The sequence below is a fragment of the Micromonospora orduensis genome (assembly GCF_006228125.1).
In the GTDB taxonomy this organism is placed as follows: domain Bacteria; phylum Actinomycetota; class Actinomycetes; order Mycobacteriales; family Micromonosporaceae; genus Micromonospora; species Micromonospora orduensis.
This window is the reverse complement of the sequence record NZ_VDFY01000111.1, coordinates 1-12,518: the sequence shown is the minus strand read 5'-3', so window position 1 is coordinate 12,518 and position 12,518 is coordinate 1. Positions and strand designations below refer to the sequence as shown.

The window sequence follows — 12,518 nt, the reverse complement described above, 5'->3', positions numbered from 1 at the left end:
ACAAGACCGGTGGGTGTCGGCACCGGCAGGCTCGACGCCATGACCGAACCGATCCGCTTTCCCACCAAGATCGCCGTGCTGCTCCGCAACGACCTGGTCGGCTGGCAGCGACTCAACGTCACCGCCTTCCTGGTCAGTGGCATCGCGCACGCCGAGCCGGAGCTGCTCGGCGAGGAGTACCGCGACGCGGACGGTACGGCGTACCTGTCGATGTTCGGCCAGCCGGTGCTGGTCTTCGCCGGCGACCGGGCGACCCTGACAAACGCGCACTCGCGGGCTCTCGCTCGCGGGCTGCGGCTCGCGGTGTTCACGTCCGAGCTGTTCGCCACCGGCAACGACCGGGACAACCGGGCCGCCGTGCAGGCGGTCGGCCGGGAGAAGCTCGACCTGGTGGGGTTGGCCCTGCACGCGGGGCGCACCGTCGTGGACAAGGTCCTCAAGGGAGCGACGATGCATCCATGACGGCGGCAAGTGCGGCGAAGACATTGATATCGATGCACGTGGCTGTAATGATTAACAGACTTTACAGTTGTTTCGCCGCCCGGAAGGACTCCGACATGGCGCGACGAATGGCCGGGCCCACACCCCGCCCTGCCCGCATCAGGTTGACCGCCGCCCTCGCCGCGGCCCTGCTCGCCGTACCGACCGGCCTGGTCGTCGGCGCCCCCGCCGCGACCGCCGCCACGACGGGCGCGATCACCGGATACGGCGGCAAGTGCGTCGACGTGGCCGCCGCCAACCCGGCCAACGCCACACCGGTGCAGCTCTACACCTGCAACGGCTCGACCGCGCAACAGTGGACGGTGGGCGACGACGGCACCATCAGGGCGCTGGGCAAATGCCTCAACATCGCCGCCGCCAGCACCGCCAACGGCGCGCGGGTGCAGATCTACGACTGCAACGGCACCGGCGCGCAGCAGTGGTCGGCCAGCGCCGGGCAGCTGGTCAACCCCACCTCCGGCAAGTGCCTCGACGCGACCGGCCCCAGCTCCGCCGACGGGACGCCGCTACAGATCTGGAGCTGCACCGGCACCGCCAACCAGACCTGGACACTGCCCACCGGCGGCGGCACCCCACCGCCGTCCTCGGGCGGCTTCACCCACCCCGGCGTCCTGGTCAGCCGGGGCCAGCTCGACTTCGTCCGGGGGCGGGTGCAGGCCGGCGCACAACCGTGGGCGGCCGCCTACAACCAGATGATGAGCAGCCGGTACGCCTCGCTGTCGCGTACCCCGGCGCCCCGCGCGGTCGTCGAGTGTGGGTCGTACTCCAACCCGAACAACGGCTGCACCGACGAACGCGAGGACGCCATCGCCGCGTACACCGACGCGCTCGCCTGGTATCTCACCGGCGACGCCCGGTACGCGCAGAAGTCGATCCAGATCATGGACGCCTGGTCCGCGACGATCACCTCGCACACCGGCAGCAACGCGCCGTTGCAGACCGGCTGGGCCGCCTCGGCCTGGCCCCGAGCAGCCGAGATCATCAAGTACACGTACACCAGCTGGCCCAACGCCAACCGGTTCGCCACCATGCTGCGTACGGTCTACCTGCCGGTCGTCCGCAACGGGTCGAACAGCAACGGCAACTGAGAACTGACAATGATGGAGGCCGCGGTCGGCATCGCCGTCTTCCTGGAGGACCGTACCGCCTACGACGCGGCGGTCACCCGCTTCCTCAACCGCGCCCGGGCCTTCGTCTACCTGCCCAGCGACGGCGCGCTGCCGTACACGGTGCCCGGCAGCGGCCTGGACACCAGCTCCGAGATCATCGGCTACTGGCAGGGCCAGTCCACGTTCGTCGCCGGCCTCGCGCAGGAGACCTGCCGGGACTTCGTCCACACCGGGTACGGGATCTCGGCCATCTCGCACGTCGCCGAGACCTCCCGGATCCAGGGGCGGGACCTCTACCCCCAGGTCGGTGAGCGGCTGCGGCAGGCGCTCGGCTTCCACTCGCGCTACCAGCTCGGCGAGGCGCCGCCCTCCTGGCTCTGCGGCGGCAGCCTCACCCGTGGCCTCGGCCCGATCACCGAGGTCGGCTTCAACGCGATGAGCAACCGGTTGGGCAACCTCATGACCAACACGCAGACCCTCACGCTGCAGCAGCGGCCGGCCGGCACCAACAACCTCTTCGTCGCCTGGGAGACGCTGACCCACGCCGACAACCCCAACTGACCTGGCGACAGTGGGTCGGCGCCGCGGCGCCGACCCACTGTCGTGTTCAGCCGTCCACCCCGAGCGCCACCACCGGGCTGACCCGCGCCGCCCGCCGCGCCGGCAGCACCCCGGCCAGCGCGGTCAACGCGACAAGCACCAGGAACAGCCCGACCAGCGACAGCACCGGCACGGTCAGGGGTGCGTTGATCCCGAGCGTCCGCACCGCCAGCCACGCGTACGGGACACCGAGGAGCAGGCCGATGGTCGCGCCGATCACCCCGTAGAGGCCGGCTTCGGCGGTCAGCATGGTGCGCAGGCCGACCCGGGACAGACCGATCGCGCGGAGCAGACCGGACTCGCGGATGCGCTCCACGACCGAGAGCGCGGTGGTGGACCCCACGCCGACGACCGCGATCAACACGGTGAGGCTGACCAGGCCGACCGCGATCCAGACCAGGGTGCCCAGCACCTCGTCGTTGCGGTCCCGCTCGTCGGCGAGCACCGAGAGCCCCACCCCCTCGCTGCCCTGGATCGCCTGCCGCAGCGCCCGCACCCCGGCCGTGCGGCCGTCCTCGCCGGACCTCGCCGCGTCGGCCAGCAGACCGGTGTACGCCGTGGGCACACCGAGCCGGTCGAGGTCGCCGCGGTCGGCCAGGATGCCGGCGTGCAACGGGCCGTGGTCGGGCAGGACCGCGGCGACGCGTACGTCGACGGTCCTGCCGCCGAGGGCGAGCGCGGCGGTGTCGCCGGCCCGCAGGCCGGTGTCGCGGGCCACCCACCTGCCGAGCACGACGCGGCCCGGCCCACGGTCGGCAAGGGAGCCCTGCGCCACGTCCAGGCTCCGGGTCGTCGGCAACGCGGCCACGTCCAGGTCACTCGTCGGGTAGCCGGACTCGACGTCGCCGAGGCGGTCGGCGCCGCGTGTCAGCGTGACGTCGGCGACCCGCCGGTACGGCACCACCCGGGCGAGGGCTCCGCGTGCCGTCTCGGCCCGGGTCACGACCGAGGCCGGCAGCGTTCCGCCGTTCGTGGTGACCTCGAAGTCGGTGGGCGCCGAGAGCGCCATCTCCCGATCGGCGAGCACCCCCATCGACGCGCCCCCGATGACCACCCCGGAGATCAGGGTCACCCCGAGCGCGACCACGACGGAGACCGCTGCGGCACGGCGCGGCGTACCACCGATCCCGCCGACCGCCAGCCGGCCGTGCGGGCCGAGCTGACGCAGCGGCCAGCCCACCACGGCCAGCACCGGCCGCACCAGCAGTGGACCGAGGGCCACCAGCGCGAAGAACGCCAGCGCGCCGGAGCCGACCAGCAGCAGCAGAGGCACCGTCGGGTCGTACGACTCCTGTTCCGGCGTCGGCAACCGATGCCACGTCCCGACGGCGGCCAGGACCGCGCCCACGGCCAGCAGCAGGCCCGCGCCGAGGCGGAGCGCTCCGATGCCGCGCTGGCCGGCGGTGGTGCTCGCCGTGCGCAGCGCCTCCAGCGGGGAGACCCGGGAGGCGGAGAGCGCCGGCGCCAGCACTGCCAGGACGGTGATCACGACAGCGCCGACGATCACCGCGACCGCCGCGGCGAGGGGCAGACCGGGCGACGACACCGCCATGCCTGCCGTGCGCAACACCGCCGGCAGGGCGTACCCGAGGGCGAGCGCGCCAGCGACCCCGACGGCGCCGGCGACCAGCCCGGTCAGGGCTCCCTCGGCGGTCAACGCGCCCACCAGGGTCGCGCGCCCGGCACCTACCGCGCGCAGCAGCGCGAGGTGCCGCATCCGCTGGGCGAAGACGATGCGGAAGGTCGAGGTGACCACCAGCGCCGCGGCGATGACAGCGATCGCGACGAACACGCCGACCAGCGCGAAGAGTCTCCCGACCTGCTCGGCGGCCTCGTTGGCCTCGGCCTCGCGCACCTCGGCCCCGGAGCGGACCGGCTGCTCGGCGCCGACCACGGCGGTCACCCGTTGGCGGACGGACTCGGCGGACTCGCCGGAGGCCACCCGAACGTCGATGCGCTGCACGGTGTCCAGGTGCGCCCAGGCGGTCACGACGCTGTCCGGCGCGTACGCGTCCAGGCCGGCGTCGTCGGGGGTGTCGACCAGGCCGGTGACGGTGAGCCGGGCGGGCGTGGTGAGTTCACCGCCGGTGCCGCTGGTCGAGGCGCCGACCGCGAGCCCGAGCCGCTCGGCGGTACGCGGGGTGATCGCGATCTCGCCGGGCTGGTCCGGGTAGCTGCCCTCGATCACGTGCACCGTGGCCAGCGGGCCGACACCGGGGTCGGCCTGGAGGTTGAGGTACCCCTCGCCGAAGGAGACACCGACCGACGACCGGCCCACCGCCTCGGCCACACCGGGCACGGCCCGGACCCGCTGCAGCTCCGCCGCAGTGGGTGGCGGCTGCTCGTTGTCACCGATCACCAGGTCGGTGGCGGCCGGGGTGCCGCTGAGGTTGTCCCGCACGGTCCGTTCGGTGATCTCCTGCACGAGCACGGTGCCGAAGACGACGAACGCGGCGACCAGGATGGCCAGGCCGGTCAGGATCAGCCGGCCGGGGCGGCGGGCGGCGGCGCTCACCTGGGTACGCAGCACTGTCGCCCTCATGCGCGGGCCGCCAGTTCACGCAGCGCGTCGGTCACGGAGCCCTGGTCCGGCTTGTCGATCTCGCCGGCGACCCGCCCGTCGGCGAGCAGGACGACCCGGTCGGCGTACGCGGCGGCGATCGGGTCGTGGGTGACCATCACGACGGTCTGGCCGAGGTCGCGTACCGATTCGCGCAGGATGGTGAGCACCTCCGCCCCGGAGCGGGAGTCGAGGTTGCCGGTCGGCTCGTCGGCGAAGACCACCTCGGGCCGCGACACCAGCGCCCGCGCGAGCGCCACCCGCTGCTGCTGTCCACCGGACAGCTCGCTGGGCCGGTGGCCCAGCCGGTCGCCGAGGCCCAGCACCCGCACCAGGTGCTCCAGCAGCTGCCGGTCGGGCTCCCGGCCGGCGAGGTCCAGCGGCAGGGTGATGTTCTGCGCGGCCGTGAGCTGCGGCAGCAGGTTGAACGCCTGGAAGACGAACCCGATCCGGTCGCGACGCACCCGGGTCAGCGTCCGGTCGGACTGACCTGTGAGTTCCGTCCCGCCGAGCAGGACGCGGCCGGAGGTCGCCGTGTCCAGGCCGGCGAGGCAGTGCATGAGGGTCGACTTGCCGGACCCGGACGATCCCATGATCGCGGTGAACTCGGCGCGGCCGAAGCCGACCGAGACCCCGTCCAGCGCACGGACCGCGGTGTCACCGGTGCCGTACACCTTCACCAGGTCGACGGCGGCGACCGCGGCATGCGTGGTCTGCGGCGGGGCGTGGGGTGCCATTGTTCCTCCAGTGGCTGCGATGTGACCTGAGGAAGCGTCGCCGCCACCGGCGGGTGGGCGCATCGGTCCGGGGCCGGGTATCGCCGCCGCCGGGTCTGCCTTTCGGCTGATCTCCACCAACACGCGGCTGGCTACGCTGGGTCATCATGAACGCGCCGGATCTTCGACGTTGGTGGGTACGCCTGGCCCAGGCCGCCGGCCTGATGGCCTTTGGCCTGCTCGCCCTCTTCGACTTCGCGGCCAGCACTGCGGATGACTCCAGCATCGCCACTCTCCTGCTGCTGGTGGTGCCGATGGGGTTGGCGGTGGCGACGGTGCCGCTCTGGCTGCCCGTACACCGGCCGGGTTCCCGCGGGCTGCCGCTAGCCGCGCTGGCACTCGCCACCGCCTCACTGGCCGTGACCGCAGGGGTGGTGTTCCTCTCCGGGGGCGGCATCCTGGTCGCCCGCAGCTGGGGGCTCGCCGAGTCGGCCGGGCTGATCGGGGTGGTGTTCGTGGTGACGCGCTGGGGCGCGCCCCGGCTCGCCCTGGGGGCCGCGGTGGCCGCCGGGCTCGCCGTCGCGGCGATGCCGCTGCGCCTCGGCACCGACAGCCTGCTCGTGATCTTCGGTCTGCTCCAGGCGCTCGCGGCGGCCGGCGCCGCCGGGGTGGGGCTCTACCTGCGCGTCGTCGCCGCCGGTCGGGAGCGGGCGATCGCGCTGGTCCGGGCCGAGCAGCGCGCCGAGTTCGCCCGGGACCTGCACGACTTCATCGCCCACCACGTGACCGGCATCGTGGTGCAGGCGCAGGGCGCCCGGTTCGTCGCCGAGCAGGACCCGCGCCGGGTGATCGTCGCCCTGGAACAGATCGAGCGGGCCGGTGCCGAGACGATGGCCTCGATGCGGCGGATGGTCGGGATCCTGCGCAACCCGGATGCCCCGCCGGACGCGCCGCTGGCCCCGCTGGCCGGAGTCACCGACCTGATGCCGCTGTTGACCGGGTTCAACGGAACGGCGAACGCGCCGGCGCGGCTGCACGTCGACGGCGACCTGGACGGGCTGCCGGTCGAGGTGTCGACGTCGGCGTACCGGGTGGTGATGGAGGGGCTGACCAACACCCGTCAGCACGCACCGGACGCGCGGGCGGTGAACGTGTCCGTGCGTCGTACCCCGGACTGGCTGCTGGTCCGCGTCGCCGACGACGGCGCGACCCCGCGCACCGCGCCGGCCCGGGGACACGGCTTCGGCCTGATCGGCCTCACCGAGCGGGTACGCGCCCTCGGCGGCACGATCACCGCCGGGCCCGGCGTCGCCGGTGGCTGGGTGCTCGACGCCGCGTTCCCGCTGCGCTCGGCGGTGGCCCGGTGATCCGGGTGCTGATCGCCGACGACCAGGCGATGGTCCGTACCGGCTTCGGCATGATCATCGGCGCGCAGCCGGACATGGCGGTGGTCGGCGAGGCGGCCGACGGCGTCGCCGCCGTCGAGCTGGCCCGGCGCCTGCGGCCGGACGTCGTGCTGCTGGACATCCGGATGCCACGCCTCGACGGCCTCGAAGCGCTGCGGCTGCTCGCCGGGCCGGGTGTCGCCGACCCCATCCGGGTCGTCGTGGTGACGACCTTCGACCTCGACGAGTACGTGCACACCGCGCTGTCCAACGGCGCCTGCGGCTTCCTGCTCAAGGACTCCGGCCCGGCGCTGCTCGTGGAGGCGGTCCGCGCGGCCGTGTCGGGTGACGCGCTGATCAGCCCGTCCATCACGGTACGGCTGCTGGAGCACCTCAGCTCGCCCGCTCCCGCGTACGGCGACGCCGGGCTGTCGCCGCGGGAACTCGACGTCGTCAAGCTCGTCGCCCGGGGCCTGACCAACGCCGAGATCGCCGCCCGGCTCTTCATCGCCATCGGCACCGTCAAGACCCATCTGGCCAGCGTGCAGACGAAGCTGCCGGCCCGTAACCGGGTCGAGATCGCCGCCTGGGCCTGGGAACGCCGTCTCGTCGGCTAGGTCGTGGTCGCCACCGGCACGCAACTGCCGCAGGAGGTCACGTTGAACGGCGGCGCCTGCGTGGTGGCGGAAGAGTAACGCTCGCGGCGCAACTCTGGCGCGCGCCCCGACATCTTGCGACGCTGACCCACGTGTATGACTACGACCTGGTTGTGCTGGGCTCCGGGCCCAGCGGGCAGAAGGCCGCGATCGCCGCCGCCAAGCTCGGCAGGCGGGTCGGCATCGTGGACCGCCGCGACATGATCGGCGGGGTGTGCATCAACACCGGCACGGTCCCGTCCAAGACGCTCCGCGAGGCCGTGCTCTACCTGACCGGCCTGAGCCAGCGGGACCTGTACGGCAGCAGCTACCGGGTCAAGGAGGAGATCACGGTCAGCGACCTGGCCGCCCGCACCCAGCACGTGATCGCCCGCCAGACCGATGTCATCCGCAACCAGCTCGCCCGCAACCGGGTCGCGATGATCACTGGAACGGGGCGCTTCGCGGACGCGCACTCGATCTGGGTCGACGGCGGCTCCGGCCGCGAGTCCAGAGTGACCTTCGACAAAATCATCATCGCGGCCGGCACCCGCCCGGCCCGCCCGGACAGCGTCGACTTCGACGACCGCACCATCGTCGACTCCGACGGCGTGATCAACCTCCAGGCGGTGCCCCGGAGCATGGTGGTGGTCGGTGCCGGCGTGATCGGCATGGAGTACGCATCCATGTTCGCCGCACTCGGCACGAAGGTGACAGTCGTGGAACGCCGCGACCGGATGCTCGACTTCTGCGACGACGAGGTCGTCGAATCGCTCAAGTACCACCTGCGCGACCTGTCCGTGGCGTTCCGCTTCGGCGAGGAGGTCGCCGCGGTGGAGAAGCACCAGACAGCAGCACTGTGCGTCCTCAAGAGCGGCAAGAGGATCGTCGCCGACACGGTGATGTACTCGGCGGGCCGGCAGGGCCAGACCGACGACCTGGCGCTGGAGGCCGCCGGGCTGCAGGCGGACCGGCGGGGCCGGATCAGTGTCGACGCCAACTACCGCACCTCGGTCGACAACATCTACGCCGTCGGTGACGTGATCGGCTTTCCGGCGCTCGCGTCCACCTCGATGGAGCAGGGTCGGTTGGCCGCCCAGCACGCCTGCGGCGAACCGATCCGCGAGATGCACGGCCTGCAACCCATCGGCATCTACACGATCCCGGAGATCAGTTTCGTGGGGCAGACCGAGGCGCAGCTGACCGACAGCTCGACACCGTTCGAGGTGGGCGTCGCGCGCTATCGGGAGCTGGCCCGGGGCCAGATCGTGGGTGACTCGTACGGCATGTTGAAGCTTCTCGTCTCCCCCGACGACGGCCGACTGCTCGGGGTGCACGTGTTCGGCACCGCCGCCACCGAGATCGTCCACATCGGCCAGGCGGTGATCGGCTGCGGGGGCACGATCGACTACCTCATCGACGCGGTGTTCAACTACCCGACGCTCGCCGAGGCGTACAAGGTGGCCGCCCTGGACGCGTCCAACAAGATCCGCAACATCAGCCGCATCGACGGCTAGCAGCGGTCTTTCCCGCCTGTCGGTGGTCGCCGCTACGGTGCCGGCACTGTTGACGCGTGGGAGAGAGGGGCAGTCGTGGGCGCATCCGGGTGGAGCTACGTCGTCGCGTACCAGCCAGACCTGGACGAGGCGCTGGACGCCCTACGGGACAGGGTCTTCGCCGAGGGCGACTACTGGTGGGCCGGTGGTGAGGACGTTCCCAACGCGGCCAGCGACTACCCCGACCGTCCCGCCACGATGAAGGAGCTCTTCGACGACGAGGCGGTGCAGGAGTCCGGCACCCATTCGATCCTCGACGTCTACCGCGTCCTGAACGAGGGCGAGACGCCCGACTTCGGCACCGTCGAGCCGGTGAGCGCCGCCGAGGCGCGACGCCTGACCGGCACCGAACGACTCACCCGCGAGCACCTGGGCGTGCTCAAGGGAATCGAGACGCGGAGCTGGTTCGGGCGCTGCGCCGTCCTGCACGACGCCCAGGGCGCGCCGCAGGAGATCTACTTCTGGGGCTTCTCCGGCGACTGACGGAGCCACGGCGTCCCCGGGCGCGGGCCGGCCGGTGCGGAGGTTCCGGGCACCCTCCACACCGGCCGGTGTCTGCGTCAGCCCGCTGCGCAGGTCGGGGTCAGGGTGCCTGCGGTGCCGTTGGCCTGGAAGCCGAACTCCGTGGACTGTCCGGCGCCGACCTGGCCGTTGTAGGCCACGTTCCTGAAGTTCGTCGTGCCGGTGTTACCGCTGCGGTCGGCGCTCCAGGCGTTGGTGACCGTCACGCCCGACGGCAGGGCGATCGTCACCGTCCAGCCGTTGAGGGCCGACGAGCCGGCCGTCACCCGAACGTTCGCGACGAAGCCACCCGTCCACTGGTTCACCGTCACCGTCGCGGTGCAGCCACCCGGCCCCGGCGGCGGGGTGGTCGGCGTGGTGCCGCCGGTGCAGGCGACGTTGTTGAGGGTGAAGCTGGTCGGAGCCGGGTTGCTGGAGCTGTTCCAGCTCGCGTTGAAGCCGAACGAGGTGCTGCCGTTGGTCGCCAGGTTGGCGTTGTAGTCGACGTTTGTCGCGGAGACCTGCCCGCCGCTCTGCGAGACGGTTGCGCCCCACGCCTGGCTGACCTGCTGGCCGGCGCCGTACGACCAGCGCAGCGTCCACCCCGAGACGGGGTCGCCGAGGTTGGTGACCGTGACGTTGCCGGTGAACCCACCCGGCCACTGGCTGGCGACCGAGTACGCGACCTGGCAGCCGGCCGCCGCCTGCGCGGTGACGGCGGTCAGCAGGCTGGCGGTGACGAGGGTGGCGGTGGCTGCGGCGGTGCTGGCGATCAGCGTCATCCGACGCCGTCCTGTGCGCATGCTGCTTCCTTTCGATGAGGCGGACGGTCCGTCGCGACGCCCATGCCCGTGGGCGGCGAATCTCGGCCGGGACCAGTGGTCCTCGGGCCCGCCGGTGCAGGTTCGTGAAGGAAAGCGGCTCCCGCGCTCGCGCTGACCACCGAGGGCAAGCGCTTTCCCGATGAGAACATAGAAGCATCTGAATGTAAATGGCTCGGGGCGGCCGCCACCCGTACCTCGGTGCCGGCCGCCCCGGTAGCTCAGCAGCCGGTGCCGTTGAGCTTCACCGTCGCCGGGGCGCTGGCGGTGCCGTTGGCGGTGAAGCCCACGGTGACCGACCCGCCCGCCGGCAGGGAGGGGGCGTGGCTCGGCGCGGCCGCGGTGACAGTCGTGCCGGACTGCGTGACTGTGGCGTTCCAGCCACTGCCCAACGTCACCCCGGACGGCCAGCTCCAGGTGACCGACCACGGATTCACCGCGGCCGAGCCGGTGTTCTTCACGGTCAGCTCGCCCTGGAAGCCGCCCTGCCAGGCGTTGACCTGCCGGTAGGTGGCGGTGCAGGCGCCCGCCGGCGGGTTCGTCGGACCGCCGGTCGGACCGCCCGTCGGACCGCCGGTCGGCCCACCCGTGCCGCCGGACGGCGCGATCAGGTACGGCTGGAGGATCGCCTGCTTGGTCGTGTTGATGTTCGTCCAGTCGTCCAGCGCGATGCCGCCGGTGTCACCCGAGTTCGGGTTCCACGACCAGTAGGTGAAGGACATCCCGGTGACCCCGGTGCCCGTGTACGCCATCAGCTTCTCCAGCCACACCCGGTCCTTCGGGTCGGCCAGGGTGCTGCCGAACTCACCCATCATGATCGGCGCGATGTTCTGCTTGTAGAGGTAACCCCAGTACCTGTCCCAGATCGCCGGCATGTTCGCCGGGTAGTCCGGGGCGTCGAACCAGGTCTGCCGGTACACCGACGTCGCGTACTCGTGCGGTGAGTAGACCAACCGGTTGGCCACACTCAGCCGTACCGGGAACTGGCCGGCCTTGGACAGGTTGCCACCCCACCAGCCACAGTCCTCGTCGTTGCTCGGGTCGTTGTCCCACACGTTGGAGAGGCCACCACTCGGGCAGCTCACCCCCTCCACGAAGATCAACCAGTTGGGCTGGACACCGAGGATGGCGTTGCCGGCCCGCTCGGCGGCGAGCCGCCAGTCCCGCGCGGTGTCGCCGCAGCCCCAGCACGCGCCGGTGGCCGCCGGGTTCGTACCCTCCGCGTGCGGCTCGTTGTGCAGGTCCGCGCCGATCACCGTGGGGTTGCCCGCGTACCGCTGGGCGAGCATCTTCCAGTCGTTGATCCAGGTCGCCTCGGAGACCGTCGACGTGTACCACAGCGGCGACTGCCCGGCCGCCGTCGGCCGGTGCCGGTCCAGGATGATCCGCATCCCCTTGCTGCCGGCGTAGTCGATGACCTTGTCCAGGATCTGCAACGGCGACAGCCCGACCAGGTCCGGGTTGACGAAGTCGTTGACCCCACTGGCGGTCGCGCCCGGCTTCAACGCGTCGTTCGAGTACGGCACCCGCAACGTGTTGTAACCCAGCCGGGCCATCGTGTCGAGCTGCCCCCGCCACGGGTTGCTCGACCACAGCCCGTGGAAGGTCTTGTTGTCGGTCTCCATGCCGAACCAGTTGATACCGGTCAACCGGACCGTGGCGCCGGTGCTGTCCACGATCTGATTGCCGTTGGTGTGCAGGTACCCGGTACCGGTGCCAGCGGCCACGGCCGGGCTGGTGCTGACGGCGGCGGCGATGAACACGCCGGCCGCGACGGTGGCGAGCGCGGTCAAGGCGCCGCCGAGAGCGGTGGGACGGAACATTCGAGCTCCACTTCGGAGGTCCGACGCCGTCGATGAACGACGTCGGCGGGCGGCCGTCCGCATGTCACGCCCCTCAAGGGGTACGCGGACAGTGCGCGACGACCCATGTCACGCGGACGTGGACACTCGCGAACGCTCACCGGCGACCCTCCGACGGCGGTGTCCCCGCCCTCGTCGCCCTCGTGCCGGTGCCCTACCTGGCTCCGCCGCTCATTCTGATCAGCCCACCTCGATGCGTCAACCAGCCATCCGGCCCGCCCGAGCCATCCCGGCGCCCATGCCCTGCCCCGCTCCTGGCTCTTATACACCTC

Annotated in this window: 11 protein-coding genes; 7 read left to right on the top strand and 4 right to left on the bottom strand. The window is 71.8% G+C overall.

Translation table 11 applies throughout. The annotated features are described in order from the left end of the window. Positions 1-39: 39 nt before the first annotated feature. The 3 genes from FHG89_RS07690 (at position 40) to FHG89_RS33275 (ending at position 2,171) form a co-directional block, all read left to right on the top strand. A complete protein-coding gene (locus FHG89_RS07690; RefSeq protein WP_139583668.1) occupies positions 40-462 on the top strand; it encodes a DUF2000 domain-containing protein in 423 nt (140 codons plus the stop codon). A gap of 95 nt (positions 463-557) precedes the next feature. Next, a complete protein-coding gene (locus FHG89_RS33280; protein WP_244295236.1) occupies positions 558-1,589 on the top strand; it encodes a ricin-type beta-trefoil lectin domain protein in 1,032 nt (343 codons plus the stop codon). A 9-nt stretch (positions 1,590-1,598) separates the two neighbouring features. Further along, positions 1,599-2,171 carry a hypothetical protein gene (locus FHG89_RS33275; protein ID WP_208760891.1) on the top strand — a complete coding sequence of 191 codons (573 nt, stop codon included), beginning with the start codon at positions 1,599-1,601 and terminating at the stop codon, positions 2,169-2,171. Between the two features lie 46 nt (positions 2,172-2,217). Here FHG89_RS33275 and FHG89_RS07680 read toward each other — a convergent pair whose 3' ends face one another. Together FHG89_RS07680 and FHG89_RS07675 are read right to left on the bottom strand one after the other, a co-directional pair. Continuing rightward, complete coding sequence (locus FHG89_RS07680) at positions 2,218-4,752, bottom strand: FtsX-like permease family protein (protein ID WP_139583667.1); 2,535 nt, start codon at positions 4,750-4,752, stop codon at positions 2,218-2,220. After that, positions 4,749-5,507, bottom strand: coding sequence for an ABC transporter ATP-binding protein (locus FHG89_RS07675; RefSeq protein ID WP_139583666.1), 759 nt, complete (start codon positions 5,505-5,507; stop codon positions 4,749-4,751). The genes FHG89_RS07680 and FHG89_RS07675 overlap by 4 nt, the downstream gene beginning before the upstream one ends. A 146-nt stretch (positions 5,508-5,653) precedes the next feature. Here FHG89_RS07675 and FHG89_RS07670 point away from each other — a divergent pair, with 146 nt between their 5' ends. The 4 genes from FHG89_RS07670 (at position 5,654) to FHG89_RS07655 (ending at position 9,545) form a co-directional block, all read left to right on the top strand. Beyond that, the gene (locus tag FHG89_RS07670; RefSeq protein WP_139583665.1) at positions 5,654-6,853 is read left to right on the top strand and encodes a sensor histidine kinase; all 1,200 of its coding nucleotides are present in this window, start codon (positions 5,654-5,656) and stop codon (positions 6,851-6,853) included. Further along, positions 6,850-7,488: a response regulator gene (locus FHG89_RS07665; protein ID WP_139583664.1), complete on the top strand. Its 639-nt coding sequence runs from the start codon at positions 6,850-6,852 to the stop codon at positions 7,486-7,488. The genes FHG89_RS07670 and FHG89_RS07665 overlap by 4 nt, the downstream gene beginning before the upstream one ends. A 131-nt stretch (positions 7,489-7,619) precedes the next feature. Then, positions 7,620-9,023 (top strand): Si-specific NAD(P)(+) transhydrogenase, encoded by a 1,404-nt coding sequence (sthA, locus tag FHG89_RS07660; protein WP_139583663.1) that lies wholly within the window; start codon positions 7,620-7,622, stop codon positions 9,021-9,023. 75 nt (positions 9,024-9,098) lie between these two features. Further along, complete coding sequence (locus FHG89_RS07655; protein WP_139583662.1) at positions 9,099-9,545, top strand: hypothetical protein; 447 nt, start codon at positions 9,099-9,101, stop codon at positions 9,543-9,545. A gap of 77 nt (positions 9,546-9,622) precedes the next feature. Here the strand turns inward: FHG89_RS07655 and FHG89_RS33615 are convergent, their stop codons facing one another. Together FHG89_RS33615 and FHG89_RS07645 are read right to left on the bottom strand one after the other, a co-directional pair. Continuing rightward, positions 9,623-10,366 carry a cellulose binding domain-containing protein gene (locus FHG89_RS33615; RefSeq protein ID WP_244295234.1) on the bottom strand — a complete coding sequence of 248 codons (744 nt, stop codon included), beginning with the start codon at positions 10,364-10,366 and terminating at the stop codon, positions 9,623-9,625. Positions 10,367-10,605: 239 nt separating this feature from the next. Then, positions 10,606-12,207: a cellulase family glycosylhydrolase gene (locus FHG89_RS07645; RefSeq protein WP_139583661.1), complete on the bottom strand. Its 1,602-nt coding sequence runs from the start codon at positions 12,205-12,207 to the stop codon at positions 10,606-10,608. Between the last annotated feature and the right edge of the window lie 311 nt (positions 12,208-12,518).